Origin of the sequence: Seonamhaeicola aphaedonensis (assembly GCF_003386195.1) — a bacterium.
Taxonomy (GTDB): Bacteria; Bacteroidota; Bacteroidia; order Flavobacteriales; family Flavobacteriaceae; genus Seonamhaeicola; species Seonamhaeicola aphaedonensis.
The window spans coordinates 207,763-225,015 of sequence record NZ_QRDX01000003.1; the positions used below are offsets into that span (position 1 = coordinate 207,763).

The 17,253-nt window shown below is 32.1% G+C and carries 15 protein-coding genes; 9 read left to right on the top strand and 6 right to left on the bottom strand.

Features of this window, described 5'->3' with window-relative positions; all coding sequences use genetic code 11:
• Nucleotides 1–390 precede the first annotated feature (390 nt).
• The gene (gene metG, locus DFQ02_RS06670) at nt 391–2,457 is read right to left on the bottom strand and encodes a methionine--tRNA ligase (RefSeq protein WP_116040223.1); all 2,067 of its coding nucleotides are present in this window, start codon (nt 2,455–2,457) and stop codon (nt 391–393) included.
• A 78-nt stretch (nt 2,458–2,535) separates the two neighbouring features.
• Between metG and DFQ02_RS06675 the strand changes: the two genes are divergently transcribed.
• Both DFQ02_RS06675 and DFQ02_RS06680 read left to right on the top strand, forming a co-directional pair.
• Complete coding sequence (locus DFQ02_RS06675; protein WP_116040224.1) at nt 2,536–3,558, top strand: S66 peptidase family protein; 1,023 nt, start codon at nt 2,536–2,538, stop codon at nt 3,556–3,558.
• Nucleotides 3,559–3,597: 39 nt separating this feature from the next.
• Complete coding sequence (locus tag DFQ02_RS06680) at nt 3,598–3,852, top strand: hypothetical protein (RefSeq protein ID WP_147297740.1); 255 nt, start codon at nt 3,598–3,600, stop codon at nt 3,850–3,852.
• A 112-nt stretch (nt 3,853–3,964) separates the two neighbouring features.
• Here DFQ02_RS06680 and DFQ02_RS06685 read toward each other — a convergent pair whose 3' ends face one another.
• On the bottom strand, nt 3,965–4,732 hold the full coding sequence (locus tag DFQ02_RS06685; RefSeq protein ID WP_116040226.1) for a TerB family tellurite resistance protein: 768 nt from the start codon (nt 4,730–4,732) through the stop codon (nt 3,965–3,967).
• A gap of 121 nt (nt 4,733–4,853) precedes the next feature.
• On the opposite strand from DFQ02_RS06685, the gene DFQ02_RS06690 reads away from it, so the two are divergent.
• From DFQ02_RS06690 to DFQ02_RS06705, 4 genes are all read left to right on the top strand, one after another.
• Nucleotides 4,854–5,264: a BrxA/BrxB family bacilliredoxin gene (locus tag DFQ02_RS06690; protein ID WP_116040227.1), complete on the top strand. Its 411-nt coding sequence runs from the start codon at nt 4,854–4,856 to the stop codon at nt 5,262–5,264.
• A gap of 106 nt (nt 5,265–5,370) precedes the next feature.
• Entirely contained in the window at nt 5,371–5,766 is a 396-nt protein-coding gene (locus DFQ02_RS06695) for a hypothetical protein (protein ID WP_116040228.1), read from the top strand.
• Nucleotides 5,767–5,861: 95 nt separating this feature from the next.
• Nucleotides 5,862–6,599: a lysophospholipid acyltransferase family protein gene (locus DFQ02_RS06700; RefSeq protein WP_116523819.1), complete on the top strand. Its 738-nt coding sequence runs from the start codon at nt 5,862–5,864 to the stop codon at nt 6,597–6,599.
• A gap of 9 nt (nt 6,600–6,608) precedes the next feature.
• Nucleotides 6,609–7,256 (top strand): HD domain-containing protein, encoded by a 648-nt coding sequence (locus DFQ02_RS06705; RefSeq protein WP_394342996.1) that lies wholly within the window; start codon nt 6,609–6,611, stop codon nt 7,254–7,256.
• A gap of 3 nt (nt 7,257–7,259) precedes the next feature.
• Here the strand turns inward: DFQ02_RS06705 and DFQ02_RS06710 are convergent, their stop codons facing one another.
• On the bottom strand, nt 7,260–10,232 hold the full coding sequence (locus DFQ02_RS06710) for a carboxypeptidase-like regulatory domain-containing protein (RefSeq protein ID WP_116040230.1): 2,973 nt from the start codon (nt 10,230–10,232) through the stop codon (nt 7,260–7,262).
• A 170-nt stretch (nt 10,233–10,402) separates the two neighbouring features.
• Nucleotides 10,403–11,278, bottom strand: a complete 876-nt coding sequence (locus DFQ02_RS06715) for an AraC family transcriptional regulator (RefSeq protein ID WP_116040231.1) — start codon at nt 11,276–11,278, stop codon at nt 10,403–10,405.
• Between the two features lie 649 nt (nt 11,279–11,927).
• Here DFQ02_RS06715 and DFQ02_RS06720 point away from each other — a divergent pair.
• On the top strand, nt 11,928–12,512 hold the full coding sequence (locus tag DFQ02_RS06720) for a hypothetical protein (RefSeq protein ID WP_116040232.1): 585 nt from the start codon (nt 11,928–11,930) through the stop codon (nt 12,510–12,512).
• 407 nt (nt 12,513–12,919) lie between these two features.
• Nucleotides 12,920–13,516 carry a hypothetical protein gene (locus DFQ02_RS06725; RefSeq protein WP_116040233.1) on the top strand — a complete coding sequence of 199 codons (597 nt, stop codon included), beginning with the start codon at nt 12,920–12,922 and terminating at the stop codon, nt 13,514–13,516.
• A gap of 68 nt (nt 13,517–13,584) precedes the next feature.
• On the opposite strand, the gene DFQ02_RS06730 is transcribed toward DFQ02_RS06725, so the two are convergent.
• Entirely contained in the window at nt 13,585–14,658 is a 1,074-nt protein-coding gene (locus tag DFQ02_RS06730) for a PA0069 family radical SAM protein (protein ID WP_116040234.1), read from the bottom strand.
• A 186-nt stretch (nt 14,659–14,844) separates the two neighbouring features.
• On the opposite strand from DFQ02_RS06730, the gene DFQ02_RS06735 reads away from it, so the two are divergent.
• Nucleotides 14,845–16,296, top strand: a complete 1,452-nt coding sequence (locus DFQ02_RS06735) for a TlpA family protein disulfide reductase (RefSeq protein ID WP_116040235.1) — start codon at nt 14,845–14,847, stop codon at nt 16,294–16,296.
• A gap of 137 nt (nt 16,297–16,433) precedes the next feature.
• Here the strand turns inward: DFQ02_RS06735 and DFQ02_RS06740 are convergent, their stop codons facing one another.
• Complete coding sequence (locus DFQ02_RS06740) at nt 16,434–17,216, bottom strand: enoyl-CoA hydratase/isomerase family protein (RefSeq protein WP_116040236.1); 783 nt, start codon at nt 17,214–17,216, stop codon at nt 16,434–16,436.
• Nucleotides 17,217–17,253 lie beyond the last annotated feature (37 nt).

Genomic DNA, 17,253 nt, shown 5'->3' on the forward strand with positions numbered 1-17,253 from the left:
AAACTTGCTACACATTACACAAGGAGTTAGAAATCAATCTATAAATTCTATTAAATAATAATTCCTATCAACAGTATATAAATATTCAAAAAAAATAAATGAATTAAACGCCTAAAATTACATTGTATTACTTTTCTTAGAATAATCGAAGGTGAATTTCGATTTTAACCCAAATTCCTCATCATAAAAATAGGCGTAAACCGTCTTTTTCCTCTGATAAGAATTGCAAAATCATTATTTAATCTATTTGAAAGTGAATAAGTGCGTTTATTTATCTGTCTAGATTTTTGCGGAACTTTAAAGTTCAATACATCTTTCTTGTCCAACTGAACTAATAAAACAGGTCAAAAAAAAGAATATATAAATACTAAAGGATTTCATAAATAAAAACTAACTTATCTTCAATCCATTATTGACAGAGGCATCATCTGGATTTACAAAAACCAATTTTCCTTCCGCAGTTTCGGTCATTAAAATCATCCCTTGGCTTTCTACACCACGTAATGCCCTTGGAGCTAAATTCACTAATACCGTTACACGCTTTCCAACAACTTCTTCAGCAGTATAGCTTTCGGCTATCCCAGAAACAATAGTTCTGGTATCAATGCCCGTATCAACCTTAAGCTTCAAGAGCTTTTTGGTTTTTGGCATTTTTTCAGCTTCCAGAATAGTGCCTACGCGTATATCTAACTTAGTGAAATCCTCATAAGAAATGGTGTCTTTTTGAGGCTCAACACTTTTGTTTGCAGCTTCATTGGCTTTTCTACTAGCTTCTAATTTATCTAATTGCTTCTGAATCGTTTCATCTTCAATTTTAGAAAACAGTAGTTCGGCTTTTCCTATTTGGTGACCTGCTGGAAGTAGTACTTCTTTTGTTGGGATGTCGTTCCATTGAGATTCTGAAACAAGTTCAGAATGACAAAGTATTTTTTTAAGTTTTTCTGAAGTAAACGGTAAAAAAGGTTCACTTAAAGTAGCTAAGGCAGAAGCTATTTGAAGCGCCACATACATTATAGTTTTGGTGCGTGCCTCATCTTCTTTAATTACTTTCCAAGGCTCTTCATCTGCTAGATATTTGTTACCTAAACGCGCTAAATTCATTAGCTCTTGTCCCGCCTCTCTAAAGCGGTAGCGTTCTATAGAGCTTGCAATAACATCAGGATATGCTTTTACTGTAGCTAAAGTTTCCTCATCTACTTTTGTAAACCTACTTGGTATTGGCACAACACCTTGATAATATTTATTGGTTAAAACCACCACGCGATTAATAAAATTCCCGAAAATAGCTACCAACTCATTGTTATTTCTAGCTTGAAAATCTTTCCAGGTGAAATCGTTATCCTTAGTTTCGGGAGCATTGGCGTTTAATGCATATCGCAATACATCTTGTTGCCCAGGAAAATCCTTTAAATACTCTGGTAACCAAACCGCCCAATTTTTAGATGTAGAGAGTTTATTGCCTTCTAAATTTAGAAACTCGTTTGCTGGCACATTATCTGGCAAAATATAACTGCCTTCAGCCTTTAACATAGATGGAAAAATAATACAATGGAACACGATATTATCCTTCCCTATAAAATGAACTAGTTTGGTGTCTTCATCTTTCCAATAAGGTTCCCAATCTTTTCCTTCGCGTTCTGCCCATTCAATAGTTGAGGAAATATATCCAATAGGGGCATCAAACCAAACATACAGCACTTTGCCTTCTCCACCTTCCACAGGCACAGGTATTCCCCAATCTAGATCACGAGTTACAGCACGAGGTCTTAAACCATCATCTATCCACGATTTAACCTGACCATACACATTGGGTTTCCAATCTTTTTTATGACCTTCTAAAATCCATGCTTTTAGAAAATCTTCATGTTTATCTAAGGGTAAAAACCAGTGCTTAGTTTGTTTTAATGTAGGTATATTACCAGTAATGGCAGACTTTGGATTTATTAAATCGGTTGCATTATGGCTAGTCCCACAGTTTTCACATTGGTCTCCATAACTTTCTTCATTCCCACACTTTGGGCACGTGCCTATCACAAACCTATCTGCTAAAAACTGTTTAGCTTCTTCATCATATAATTGCTCTGTGGTTTCTTCTATAAATTCACCCTTATCATACAACGTCTTGAAAAATTCAGAAGCTGTTTTATGATGAATGGGTGCCGAAGTACGCGAATAGTTATCATAAGTAATTCCAAATTCCTCAAATGATTTTTTAATGATGGCATGATACTTATCCACAATGTCTTGAGGAGACACACCTTCATTTTTCGCTTTAATGGTAATAGGTACTCCATGTTCATCACTCCCTCCAATAAAGGCAACGTCATTACCTGTTAAACGTAAATAGCGTACATAAATATCTGCAGGCACGTAAACACCTGCCAAATGCCCAATATGGATTGGTCCGTTAGTGTAGGGCAAAGCAGTGGTAACTGTATATCGTTTTGGTTTGTTCATAATTTAGAAGATGTCTTCACTAAGGCGCAAAAGTACATAATTTAAGGGCTTTTTAGAAAAAAAATGTACATTTACAATATGTCAAGAAACCTACTCATTTTATGTGTGTTTTGTGCTTCAATTTTACATGGAAAAAACATAGTTATAGCGCAAAACCCAGCTTCTATTAAACTTGAAAAAAACATGAAACAACCTCCATTTTTAAAACCTGGTGATACGGTAGCCATTGTAGCTCCTGCTGGTATTTTGAAGAATAAAACACATGAAATTAATCAGGCCCAAAAACTGCTAAAAGGTTGGGGACTAAATGTGGTTGTAGGAAAACATATATTTAATCAAAATAATCACTTTTCAGGAACAGATGAAGAACGATATGAGGATTTTCAAGATGCTTTAAATGATCCAAACATAAAAGCTATTTGGTGTGCACGTGGTGGGTACGGAAGTGTGAGGATTATAGATAAACTCGATTGGTCTGGTTTTATACAAAACCCAAAATGGATTATAGGCTATTCTGATATTACTACCTTTCACAATCACATACATAATTTAGGGTATGAAAGCATTCATGCTATGATGTGTACCAGTTTACAAGATGCTCCTAGTTCTATAAAAAAAACCATAGACTCGTTTAAGGCTGCCCTTTTTGGAACCCCATTACATTATACTTTTGAAGGCTCTACTTATAATAAAGAAGGTAGTGTATTAGCTCCTATAGTTGGAGGTAATTTGACCATTTTGCAAACTATGCTAGGTTCAAAAACCAGCATTGATACTTCTGGAAAAATCTTGTTTATTGAAGAAATTGGTGAGTATAAATACCATATTGACCGTATGTTGCAAAGTTTAAAACGTGCCGGTTATTTTGAAAACTGCAAAGGCGTCATTGTGGGCAATATGAGTAAACTAAAATCTAACACAACTAAATGGGGAAGTTCTACTGAACAACTTGTATTAGATGCGCTTTCAGACTATAATTTTCCAATAGCATTTAATATGCCTGCAGGCCATGAAAAAGACAATAGAGCATTAATATTTGGTAAAACTGTTGAGTTAATCGTTAAAAAGGAACAATCAACTATTATTTTCAAGGTTTTGTAGTATATATCATAGATTTGTTAATAATTTAAAACCCGTTCTATGATGAAAAAATTACATGTATTTTTAGCGGTTGTTATGCTATCTTTTTCTATTGGTTCAAATGCCGATACTATTAAGAATTCTGATTTAAACTTAAATAATCCTGATGTACGTAAGTGCTTGCTAGACGCTACTAAAGTTTCTGGATGGGAATTAGCATCTGTTTATTTAAATGCTGACAACAAAATAGTGATGATTTTTGACAAAGGTGATGACACTAGAATCTACACAAGTAAAGAAGTGTTTGTAAATTAAAAAATTATCATTTAAAAAAATTGAGGGCCAACTATTCTCTTTTGAATAGTTGGTTTTTTTATTTCAACATAAATTCTATCAAAAAAGGAACTCCGTGGTATTGTAATAATATCTAGTTAAATTTCAACTCCTTCTGCAAATGCTCATAAGCTTCCTGGACCTGTCGAAACTTTTCTTCGGCACCTTTTTGATGTTCTTCTCCTAAGTGGATAACCCTGTCTGGGTGGTATTTTTTAGCCATTTTCCTGTAAGCTCGCTTAATTTCATCAACCGAGGCACCTTTTTCTATTTCTAAAACTTTATAGGAGTTATCGCTACTGTTGTAAAACATAGCCTTGATACTCTCATAATCCCTTACATTTATTCCTAAATAACCCGCCATAATGTGTATTTCGTGTTCTTCATCTTGAGTAACAATACCATCGGCTTTAGCAATTCCAAATAAAAAATGAATAAGCTGTAAACGAGAGGCATGATCCATCATTTGTTTTATTTGCAGACAAACTTGTCGTTTAGACACTTTTTGCTTGCTTATGCCTTTAAACAACAGAAATGCATGATTTGCACGCTCCTTACCGTACATTGTAGCAAATTGTTGGCGCACATAATCTAACTCGCGTTGGTCTTGTTTTCCATCGGCTTTAATAACTATAGAAGCCAATACTAATAAGCTTACCTCAAAATCACCAGACTGTGTGCGAGGGCGTTGTGTTGTGTTATAGGAGGTCCTTTTTGTACGTTTACCTTCACCTAAAAACTTATCACCATTACCGTTAGACATAGCGTCAATGATACTACCTAAAGCAACACCAATGATTGCTCCAATAGGCCCTCCAAAAGACCAACCTAATGCACCCCCTATCCATTTTGAAAAACTCATGTAAGTAATAGATTTTAATTATGACCAAATATAAGATTAGTTAGTTGATTACATTACCGTTTTGTTACACAATTAATATCTTTGCATTTCTAAAAATTGTTAATTATTAAAATTTAAAAATATGTATCCAGCAGAATTAGTAAAACCAATGCGTGAAGATTTAACTAGCGTTGGTTTTGAAGAATTACAAACTCCAGAAGCAGTAGATGCTGCTTTGGCAAAAGAAGGTACTACCCTTGTTGTAGTGAACTCTGTATGCGGTTGTGCTGCTGCCAATGCACGTCCCGGGGCCAAAATAAGTCTACAAAACGAAAAAAGACCAGATCACGTAGTAACCGTTTTTGCTGGTGTTGATAAAGAAGCTGTAGCCAAGGCTCGTGAATATATGATTCCATTTCCTCCTAGTTCTCCAAGTATGGCTTTGTTTAAAAATGGCGAATTAGTACATATGCTAGAACGTCATCATATTGAAGGTCGACCCGCAGAACTTATAGCTGAAAATTTAGTTGATGCTTATAACGAATACTGCTAAGATCTCGAAATAAAAAGATTCAACATATAACCACGATTTATTTGTGGTTTTTTTATGTCTTTACGCAACCTTATAAAAAGATTGCATCTAGTAAGAAAATTTAAAAATGAAAAAAGTTTCTTCACATTTATTCCTATTTATAACCTGCCTGTTCTTATTTGCGTTTCAATGTGATGAAGAAAACATTACCCTAAGCGAGGAGGAACTAAAGGAACTTGCAGATTTAAAGACAGAAATTGAAACTCTAGCAAGCTCTTCAATTTGTAATGAATCAACCGAATGTAAATACATTGCCTTTGGAAGTAAACCTTGTGGTGGCCCATGGAGTTATTTAATTTACTCCACTTCAATTAATACTAACGTACTTGAAAATAAAGTAGAACAATATAATCAACTAGAGACTGTTTATAATGCTAAATGGGGCGTAGTTTCTGATTGTGCACTAGCACAAGAACCTTCAGATGTTATTTGTGAAGATAATAAGTGTGTTGCAGTGTTTTAATTATTTACCACCAAACTTTTATTAAACAAGAATTAAATTCTCTCATTTTGGTTTTTATCCATTTTTAAATGGGAAAATTTCATGTACTTTTGGGCATGATAAAAATTTTATCCTATCCCTTAACCGTAATTTATTACTTGCTTTTTTTAATAACTCTAGTAATTTTCCATCCGCTACAGTGGTTATGCTTTAATGTTTTTGGGTATCAAGCTCATAAAAAATGTGTGGACATCCTTCAGTTTTTCCTATTAAAATGCACGCACGTTTTAGGAACACGTTTCACTTTTAATAACCCACACAGTATTAATATAAACCAGCCTTTAATAATAGTGGCTAACCACCAAAGTATGTATGATATATCGCCCATAATGTGGTACATGCGTAGACATCATACAAAATTTATTAGTAAGATTGAACTTGGAAATGGCATCCCTAGTGTGTCATTCAACTTACGTCATGGAGGATCGGTTTTAATTGATAGAAAAAATCCTAGACAGTCCTTACCTGCTATCATGAAATTTGCAGAATATATTGAAACTAATAATCGTGCCGCCGTTATTTTTCCTGAAGGTACCCGAAGTAAAAATGGTGAGCCAAAACCGTTTCAAACCAAAGGTTTAGAGATTCTTTTAAAAAAAATCCCGTCTGCCTTAGTGGTTCCCATTTCTATAAATAACTCCTGGAAAATGCTTAGATATGGTAAATTCCCGATGGGTTTGGGTACCCATATTAAGTTTAAAGTTCATAAGCCTCTAAAAGCCTCAGATTTCAAAGACAAAAGTGCGCTAATAAACCTTGTTGAGACTACTATAAAATCGGCTATTCAACCTTAAATAAATCTTGTGAAATCTATCATTGATAAAACAAAAGAGTTTGTACAGGAAACACTTGCTAATGCAGAAGGCGGTCATGACTGTTTTCATACACTAAGAGTGTATAATAACGCTTTACTTATAGCCAAAGATGAACCTGTTGATATTTTTATAGTGTCATTAGGAGCCTTGTTACACGATATTGCAGATAGTAAATTTCACAATGGCGATGAAACCATTGGCCCTAAAGTAGCTAGAGAATTTCTTTTTAAATTGAATGTAGATTCGGTTGTAATTGAACATGTTGTTAAAATTATTGAAAACGTCTCATTTAAGGGTGGTAATGAGAAACAAGGCTTTAAGTCTCCCGAATTAGATGTTATTCAAGATGCCGATAGACTAGATGCCATTGGTGCCATTGGTATTGCAAGATGTTTTAATTACGGCGGATTTAAAAACAGGGCGCTTTACAATCCTGAAATTAAACCAAACCTTAATATGAGCAAAGAAGCCTATAAAGCTTCAACAGCCCCAACTATCAACCACTTTTACGAAAAACTTCTATTGTTAAAAGATAGAATGAATACTAAGACCGGAAAGAGAATAGCTGAAAACAGACACAACTTTATGCAACTATACCTAAAACAATTTTATAGCGAGTGGGAGGGCAAAAATTAATGATTAATTATAGATAAATTCATCTAGCGTAGCTTTGTTTTGCAGTTCAAACAATTTGATGACTCTTACAGTTTTTGTTTCATTAGGTTTTGCAAAGTTTTTATAAACCGTATACTTTAAATAGGTTGGATTTTGAGTATCCTCTTTTTTTAAGTTTTTAATATTAATAAGCCATTTCCCAGGTTTAGCATCATCAATAAAAAACTCTTCTGTTTGATACCCCTTTTGTAAGCCATCTAATATTCGTTCTTTTTTTGAAAATTCAGAGAGTTCCCAAGTAAAATATTTATTATCAGGGTTTACAAATTGTAATTCAAACTCTGCTAAAGGATTATTCCATTCAAAAACAAGGCGTATGTCTTTTTTAAATTTTAAACTTAACAAATCAGAAGACAAATCTTTATATTCAACTTTTGATTTATGTAACATAACTAAATGTCTTAGTTCATTTTCAATAACACTTCTCAACCCAGAAAAATCAACCTCAGGAATTGTGCCTAAGAGCATTTGTTTATACAATAACATGGCCTTATTATAAGCTCCTGTATTTTGATAAGCTAAAGCCATGTCTCTGAATGGCTGGGATTGTTTGGGGTTTAACTTCAGTATTCTTTTATATATCAGCCTAGCTTCTTCATATTTGTTTAATGCTTCTAACTTATAAGCCAACGTTTTTAAAGCTTTAACATTATTATAAGCAATGTCTGCAATACTCGTAAGAATGTTATAAGCTTTTGTAGAATCCCATCGTTCAAAATATTCTGAGGCATCAAAATAAAAGGAAATTGGTAGCTGTTTAAATCTGGTTTTTTGTGATTCATAAATTTGTAATGCTTCATTAAATGATGAGGCATTATGTAATTCACTTACAAAATGAGAAACTTTTGAGTTGGTTTCAGGATAAAGCTTTGTTTGATCATAATTGTTATCTGTTAATCTTGCCCAATTTTTTAATTGCTCTTCAGAACTAAATTGTGACGTTTTAGTAGTAACCAAAATGGCTCCGCCAGCGGCATCAGCTCCAAATCTATTGATAGCGGCCAATGACCTCAATACCGTAATCGACTGTATGTTTTGTGGAGATAAATTCAAATAATTTAAACTATACAGACCATCAACAAAAACAGCAGGTGGGGTTCTCCTATCTCTAATCCAAATATTAGCATTAATAGTAGCACCAGATACATTAACTCCAGGTGTTCTGCGTAAAATATCAACAAAATAAATATCTGAGGGACGAATATCGTTTTCCCCTATGTAGTTAGAGGCATACCCTAATTTTCTGTTTCCAAGCCTAGCAATATTATCATTTTCATTAGGTTTGTCGTTTATACCACTTACACTAACCTCTTCAAGAAACTCTATATTAAACTCTAAATCAATATCAATATTTTTTTTGTTTGATACAGCAATCTCTTTCTGTTTTACTCCAAAATAATTAATTAAAAGTATATCACCATAGTCTGCTTTTATTTCATATTTACCGTCTTTATCTGTAAAAACCTCATCATATGTATTTTTAATACTTACTGAGACCCCTTCTAGGGGTCCTGATTTACTTTGTACTATCCCGTAAATAGTACTTCTTTTGTTAGAATCACTTGTTTCATCATACACTGTTTTATCTAAAATATCAAACGCCATGTATCTTAAAGCTGAAGAAAGTGATGTTTTATTCAAATTCAAATAATTGGCATCGGTACTTTGAGAAATCTCTTGTAAAACTTTATGATTGGCTATATAACTTGAGCTAATACAAAATGTGGGGTTGCTAAAGTTATGATTGAAATCTGAAAAAGCTGAAACCCCATCACTAAAAAGCATCATGACATCAGAATGAGACCAATTGTTTGATAATACACTAGCAAAACTAGTTCCCGCTTCATAAGTTGTGTTTTTTAAATGATTTAATAATAACTTGGTATCTCCCTTTTTAACTTCAAATAATTTATCATCAATTATATCCATATTAAACTTTACAACCCTAACTTTAACATTTTTAATTGAGTTTAAATAAGCTTCTAAAAACTCAAGTTCTTTGTTAATATTTCTATTTAAAAGCATAGATTCAGAACTGTCCCAAAGAATAGTTATGGTATTTGGTATGATTCTTTTTTCAATTTTGTTATGCTTTTTTGGGAAAGACGTTAACACCTGAAAAGACATTGTAGCATCTTTTATTTCTTTCCACTTATCTTGGCTTATATAACGAGTATAGGTAGCTCCAGAACCACTACCAGCCACAACAAATCCTACCTTATCTCCAAACACCTCAACAAGTTCTATACTTACTATAATATCTTTATCAACTTTAATATTATAAGGTTTTAAATTAATAGTATCAATGCCTATTTTTTTGGTTACAACATGAAAAATATTGGTATTTAACAAGTTTTTATTAGGTAATTTTTTATTGGAATCATAAATATTAACTCTTAATTTAATACTATCGGAAATATTTTCTAAAATCCTTAGTTTTAGGTCTAGTAATTTAGAATCCTTTTTATTTATTTTAAGCTTTGTGGCAATTTCGCCTCCTAGTGCCATATCTTCTTTCCAATAACCTATAGTGTAACCATCATAATCTAAACTACCAACCTGCTTTTTATCAGTTTCTGGGGTTGTAATTATTAATTCCTCTAAACTTTGAATGTTTGGTTGTAAATATAATTTGTTGGTGTTTGATAGTTTTGAAAATAATTCTGATGATTTAATTTTTAAAGTTTTATATCCTAAAGAAGAAAATTGTAATACATCAAAATCTTTTATATAATCTTCTTGATATTGTATTTTAAAACGGCCTTTTTCATTGCTTGCCGTACCTACACTTTTACCTACAAAACCAATATTAACATACGGAACAGGTTCATTAGTTAACTTATCTAACACAAAAGCATCAATAGTTATAATATCCTGTGAAAATACTTGATTATAACCATACAAAAGAAGTAGTATAAGTACTAGTATCTTATTCATATTCCTACATAATTGAAAAATTCAACTTTAAAAATAAACTAATAAAATACCTTTACCATACTATAGTTGTTTTTTTAAGAAAATTATAGTATAAATAGGATGTAAGATAAGAACTCCTAAAGATATTGAGGGCTTTTAGGACTCAATAATATATAATATAAAGGTTAAATTTAACCAATAATTTGTTTTATCTCCTTTCGGTAATTGGAAGCACTTTTTCCTATAACCTCATTAAACTGTTTATTGAAATGTGAAAAGTTATTAAATCCACATTCAAAACAGATATCGGCAATACTCATCTGACTTTCATTAAGTAACTTTGTAGCATGTACAATTCTTATCTCATTAACTACTTGAGTAAATGTTTTTCCTGTAGTTTTCTTAAAATATCTACAAAACGCTGGAACTGTCATACTAACTTTATCGGCAATATCCTCTAAAGCTATGTGCTCTTTAAAATTGGCATTTACATATTTGTAGATAGTTTTAATCTTATCGGTGTCTTGAGGTTCTGCTTCAAATACAAAACCATCAGCATTTAAAATGGTGTAATCTTCAGTAGTGGCTAAATATTGTAATATTTCTAAGAGTTTCAAAACTCTTTCAAAGCCTGTATGATTTTCTAAATCTTCTATTTTTGTTCCTACTGCATCTTTGGCCTCTCTTCCAAACTTAATACCATTTTTGGCTTTTTCAAATAAAGACGCTATCGCAATAGCTTCGGGCACGTTATTTAGAAAATCTTCACCTAAAAAATCTGGTCTAAATTGAATAGTGGTTTCAATACCTGCAGCTGTTAATCTATCTGTAAAACCATTATGTGGTAAATTTGAGCCAATTAAAATAAGTTGGCTATTATTAAAATAAGACAAGTGATTGCCAATGTGTGTTTTTCCCTGCCCTCTGTTAACGTATATAAGTTCTATTTCTGGGTGAAAATGCCAGAACATTTCACTTCTATCTTGCTTGTCATTGTGTTGTTTCACCAAAATAGAATTACCAAAAGATGGTGACAACTTTTTAAATGTAGGTTTCTTCGTTATCATATTGGGTAATCTTTTAAAAGCAAAATTACAATATATTATGCGTACATTATATATTTTATTACCATAAACCTATGTTAAATTAACTTTTATGCTATTTAACATATCCTTAACTGTTAATATAGCATAGATAATAGCAAATATTGATGTTTTTTGAGCTTTATATCTGCCATATCTTTGTATCATAGTTTTAGTTAAGTTATGAAACGTTAATTGAAGCAAAAGAAAGTTAAAGGTCTTTCTTCAATTTAATAACATAAAGATTTCATAAATACATTAATAATTAGTTTAATGTCTTATTTAGTTTAGTTGGTAGAGTGGGCTGTGGTGGCCCACTTTTTTTTGCATTAAATCCAAACAGATATTAAAAGTACACACATAGTCTTATAAAAAACTTTGCTGATAGATTTTCTATTGTTACTCCTTTTGAGTTTCCAATTTAGGCGATTGAATTTTTCAAAATGGAGATACATATATTTAATTATAACTGTATTAACATATGTAATCTTATCTCCACAATATGCTATATTAACTTAACACAAACTTAGCATACATTTAACAGGTAATATAGCACATATATTAATCAATTTCAATGTTTTACAAACTATTAGTCTGCTATACATTTGTAGTGTAAAACGTTAAAAACCAAATCATGAAAAACGTATTATCAAACTTTAAAAAAGGAATCTTAATGGTAGCAATAATGGCTACGGTTACGGGTTATGCCAATGACGGTAAATTAATTGTTAAGGAGGCTAAAAGAACTTCACTAACGTTTAAGAATGTAAAACAAGGGAACTTACTGACTATAAAAGATGCAAACGGACTTACATTATATAAGGAGTTAATAGAAAAATCAGGAGTATACTCAAAAGGATTTGATTTTACTGCGCTTCCTGATGGTAATTACTTTTTTGAACTAGAAAAAGATGTTGAGATCAAAACCATCCCTTTTTCAGTATTAAGCAATAAGGTAACATTCAATAAAGAGCTAGAAACTCTATATCATAAGCCCGTGGCAATTGTTAAAAAAGACATGTTATACATAAGCAAAGTTGCTTCAGATTATGAACCTTTAACAGTAAGTTTATATGGTAAGGATAGTGGTGAATTATTATATACCGAGACCATTACTAATACATGCGTCATAGAAAAAGCTTATAAACTTAAAGCAGGAAATTACAGATTAGTTTTAAATTCAAATAACAAGTATTTTACAAAATTCATTAATAATTAGTTTTAATGTCTTATTTAGTTTAGTTGGTAGAGTGGGCTGTGGTGGCCCACTTTTTTTGGTTAAAAATTTAAGCACAGCGTCTTTGTTTTCTTTTTTTTTGGAAACCGCTCTCAAATAATCTCCTTTTCATTTAACTGTATAATTAGTAAAAGTAATTTATCAAGCACTAAAATTTTATAATACACTCTTCAATTTTAGTGAGTCAATCAAAAATAAATTACCACATCTTAAAATAAGCTTTTTTTTAAATATATGTGTTATTAACCCTACGTTATGCTATTTTAATTTAACACAAACTTAGCATACTTTTAACAGGTAATTTAGCATATAAATAAGTCAAAATCAATGTTTTACATGCCTTAAATCCACTATACATTTGTAGTATAAAACGTTAAAAAAACCAAATCATGAAAAACGTATTATCACACACTAAAAAAGGAATCTTAATGGTAGCAATAATGGCTACGGTTATGGGTTACGCAAACGAGATGTCTTTAATGAATTATGAAAGAGATCTTAGAGCTACAGCATTGACTATTGCTAATGCAAAAGAAGGAAACCTACTTTCTATTAAAGATGGTTACGGTATAACGCTATATAAAGAAATTATTAAACAGACAGGTACATATAATAAAGGTTTTGATTTAACCGATTTACCTGATGGCGATTATTTCTTTGAAATAGATAAGGATATGGAAATAAACACCTTTCCTTTTACTGTAACCTCTGGTGAAGTAACCTTCAACAAAGAAATGGAAACTACAGTTTTTAAACCTTTTGTAAGAGAGGAGAACGACTTAGTGTATGTCACTAAACTGGCCCCAAACAAAGAACCATTATCTGTTAAGATATATGGTATTTATAATGGTATTCCAGAATTGTTATACAAAGAAACTATTGAAGGTATTCAAAACATAGAAAGAGCATTTAAGCTTTATGAAGGAGAATACAAATTAGTTTTTGCTTCTAGCAATAAAGAATTTATCAGATACATTAATAAATAGTTTTTACTACTAGTTCTTATTTTGTTTAGTTTTGCTGAAAGCGAGCCCAATTAAGGCTCGCTTTCTTTTTAAAACAATTTTAGTTGTCCGCTTTTATATTGTTCATGTAAATCACAATTAAGTTTGGGCATGTGTTTATCCTTAAAATATTTGCGTTTAGCTATATGCACTAGGTTTGTAATCTGTTCTGCTATTTTACCTTCACCCCGCATTCTAGTTCCAAACCTACTATCGCTTAAAGTACCTCCGTGGCAATTTTCAATTTGATGCAACACTTTATCTGCACGTTCTGGTAACGTTTTCTTAATCCAATCTGTAAAAATACCACCAATGGCTCCGTTGAGCCGAACTACGGTATGTGCTATAGATTGGGCTCCATGATCTGAGGCTGCTTTTGCTAAAGGTAAAATTTCATGACTATTTATTGACGGAATGATTGGTGCCATCATCACATTTACTGGAACACCATTATCTGCAAGGGTTTTTACGGTTTCCAATCGCTTTTTAATGGTAGCTGTTCTAGGTTCTAAAACTCGTCTTGTTTTTTCTGAAAGTGATGTTATGGACACATTAACAGCTATCAAATCATCTTTAGCCAGTGCCTTTATAATCTCAAGATCACGTAAAATAAGTGAATTTTTAGTGATAATACCTACGGGATGTTTGTATTTTAAAAACACTTCTAAACACTGTCTGGTAATTTTATATAGCTGTTCTGCAGGTTGGTAACAATCCGTATTCCCAGACATGACTATAGGGTGTGCTTTCCAATGCTTCTTTTTTATGAAAGCTTCTAGTAATTTTGGAGTCTCTTTTTTCACCAAAATGCGTCTTTCAAAATCTAAACCAGCACTATAACCCCAATATTCATGAGTATTACGGGCATAACAGTAAATACAACCATGTTCACAACCTTGGTAAGCATTCATGCTATACATCATACCCGTATCTGGACTGTCTACTTTATTCACGATAGTCTTTGGAAAAACCTCTAAATAACGTGTTTTATTTTTATCGGCCTTCTCACCTTCTTTATAGCAAAACTCAAGAAAATCATCACGCGTTTCATGACTAAATTCGAAGAATCGATTGGGAACGTTAAGCTGTGCGCCACGTCCTTTTATAACAGACTTGGGGTTCATAATATGAATTTTAAAAGTTGTTGGGAATACCTGACTCTATAAAATTACCTTTTATTTAAACCCAAAAGTGTTAAAGTAATTTCGGTTTATTAACAATTTGACTTTGTCAGAAAAAAAAGATAAATTCGTTTAACAGTCGATAAACTCAATTAAAACTGACTTTATTTTGATTTTATATGCAAGCCGATGAAAAACATCCTAATAATATTTTTGTTCATTTCAATTTTTAGCTGTCAAGAGAAAAAGACAAAAAATAGTTCTGAAATTTCAATTGCTAAAGAAGAAAAAATCGAAAAGAGAAACGAAGTTTATATAAGCGTATATGACACTATAAGCTCTTTTTTTACAAATCTAAAATTAGATGAGATGCAGGATATGCCAAATATGTTGTATCTCGGACAAAAAGAAGATAGAACCTCAATAACTATCCCAACAGAAAATTCAATTAGTATTACAGGATTTGACTTAATAAACTCAATATTCTATAGCCTAAAACTTGAAAAAGGCGATAGTCTTTTGGTAAATACCAGAAATATATCTGTCAACGAATCCAAAAAAGCTGAATATCCAATCTTCAATATTCCGAATAGCGCTAAAACTTGGAGTGAAATAAACTTGGATTATATTTTATATAAAAAAAACATTAAAACCCGAGCAATAGTAATTGATGAAGAAGAGAAATTTGGAGGTAACACCCTTGATTTAGAAAAAATATATTTTAATTCAATTACAATATTAGATAGCTTAAAATCTAGTAATCGTATTTCTAACGAGTTCTACCTTAAAAACAAAATCAATCAAAAACTAAAGTTTGCAACCTCTAAATTAAGAAAAGCTAAAAATCAAAATACAGAATTGGATATTGATAGTTTAGGCATCAAAATAAATGATGAAGAATTATTAAATAATGAGACATATTTAAGCTTTTTAAAAAACCTAATTCTATATAAATACTTTAGAAAAAACAAAAGAGTAAAGTACTCTATTCAATTCGATTTCGTTAATGAGCAAGAAACATTTTTGAGTGAGGCTGGAAAACAGATTTTATTGGACTCATATCTTAAAGGCATATATTTTACTGAAAAAGCAAAATTCGATAAATATCTTACAAAGTTCAACGAGGTTAATGATAATCAAGAGTTTAAAAACAAATGGCGATCATTAGTAACTAAACAAAAAGCTAACAGAGATAAGTTAAATGCAAGTAACAAAACCATCGGAATTTTAACTAATCTGATCAATGATAATCAATTGACATTTGAAGAAGTACTTTCGAATTACAAAGGTAAAGTAGTCTTGGTAGATTTTTGGGCAAGTTGGTGTGCGCCTTGTCGAAAAGAAATGCCTCATTTAAAAGACTTAAAATCAAAGTTTAACGAGAATGAACTTAAAGTTATTGAAATTTCAATTGACAAAGACTTTTCAGCTTGGGTTAGAGCATTAAAATTAGAAAAAATATCAAATGAAAAAGATAGTTACATAATAGGGAATTGGGAAAAGTCTAGTCTTTATAAAAATTATGGTATCAAGACTATTCCAAGATACTTACTTTTTGGAAAAGATGGCAAAATTATTGATGAAAATGCACCAAGACCAAGTCAATTGGAACTAACTGAATTAATAAAGGCCAGCATATAACAAAGTATAAAATAATTGCTTGGTTCTAGACTACTCTGAAAATCCTACAGATTTTCCTTTGATCCGTTCCATTTTTGCTAAGCTAGTTGCTTAATCACGCAACGAATCATTCACAGACCGTTAAACGAACCGCTAAACTACCGCCCAGGAAACTTAGCCTTACGTTTTTCTAAAAAGGCGGTGGTGCCTTCTGCAAAATCTTCGGTTCCAAAGCATTCACCAAACCCTTTAATTTCCACCTCAAAACCATCAACACCATCTTGATAACAAGCATTAACCGCTTTTATGGCGGTGGCTATAGCTACTGACGAATTCTGTGTGATTTTTTTGGCTATTTTTTCGCAGAGAGGTAACAATTCCTCTTGAGACGTAACATGATTTACTAAGCCATAATCTAAAGCTTTGTTGGCGTCTATCATACCTGCAGTCATAATCATTTCCATGGCACGCCCTTTTCCTACCAATTGTGTTAAACGTTGCGTACCACCATAGCCAGGAATGACTCCTAAAGACACTTCTGGCAAACCCATTTTTGCATTATCACTAGCCACTCTAAAATGACAAGCCATGGCCAACTCCAATCCACCTCCCAGAGCAAAACCATTCACTGCAGCAATTACTGGTGTTGATAAATTCTCTACAAAATTGAAAAGTATTTTTTGCCCGTTAGCCGCTAAATACTCACCTTCTTCAACCGAATAATCTGCAAACTCACTAATATCGGCGCCAGCAACAAAGGCCTTTTCTCCACTACCAGTTACAATAATAACTTTTGTGTCTTGGTCTACATTGGCTTCTTTAAAAGCATGATGCAACTCATTTATGGTGTCTTGATTTAAAGCATTGAGCTTTTTGGGGCGATTGATAGTAATGGTTGTAATACCATCATCATACTCGGTTAGTATGTTGTTGAAATTCATAATTAATAGTTATATGAAGTCCTGCTTACACAGGGAT

Bases quoted from the DNA above. Each gene is read 5' to 3' on its own strand.
- metG (WP_116040223.1), bottom strand. From the start codon at position 2,457: ATGAACAAACCAAAACGATATACAGTTACCACTGCTTTGCCCTACACT.
- DFQ02_RS06675 (WP_116040224.1), top strand. From the start codon at position 2,536: ATGTCAAGAAACCTACTCATTTTATGTGTGTTTTGTGCTTCAATTTTA.
- DFQ02_RS06680 (WP_147297740.1), top strand. From the start codon at position 3,598: ATGATGAAAAAATTACATGTATTTTTAGCGGTTGTTATGCTATCTTTT.
- DFQ02_RS06685 (WP_116040226.1), bottom strand. From the start codon at position 4,732: ATGAGTTTTTCAAAATGGATAGGGGGTGCATTAGGTTGGTCTTTTGGA.
- DFQ02_RS06690 (WP_116040227.1), top strand. From the start codon at position 4,854: ATGTATCCAGCAGAATTAGTAAAACCAATGCGTGAAGATTTAACTAGC.
- DFQ02_RS06695 (WP_116040228.1), top strand. From the start codon at position 5,371: ATGAAAAAAGTTTCTTCACATTTATTCCTATTTATAACCTGCCTGTTC.
- DFQ02_RS06700 (WP_116523819.1), top strand. From the start codon at position 5,862: ATGATAAAAATTTTATCCTATCCCTTAACCGTAATTTATTACTTGCTT.
- DFQ02_RS06710 (WP_116040230.1), bottom strand. From the start codon at position 10,232: ATGAATAAGATACTAGTACTTATACTACTTCTTTTGTATGGTTATAAT.
- DFQ02_RS06715 (WP_116040231.1), bottom strand. From the start codon at position 11,278: ATGATAACGAAGAAACCTACATTTAAAAAGTTGTCACCATCTTTTGGT.
- DFQ02_RS06720 (WP_116040232.1), top strand. From the start codon at position 11,928: ATGAAAAACGTATTATCAAACTTTAAAAAAGGAATCTTAATGGTAGCA.
- DFQ02_RS06725 (WP_116040233.1), top strand. From the start codon at position 12,920: ATGAAAAACGTATTATCACACACTAAAAAAGGAATCTTAATGGTAGCA.
- DFQ02_RS06730 (WP_116040234.1), bottom strand. From the start codon at position 14,658: ATGAACCCCAAGTCTGTTATAAAAGGACGTGGCGCACAGCTTAACGTT.
- DFQ02_RS06735 (WP_116040235.1), top strand. From the start codon at position 14,845: ATGAAAAACATCCTAATAATATTTTTGTTCATTTCAATTTTTAGCTGT.
- DFQ02_RS06740 (WP_116040236.1), bottom strand. From the start codon at position 17,216: ATGAATTTCAACAACATACTAACCGAGTATGATGATGGTATTACAACC.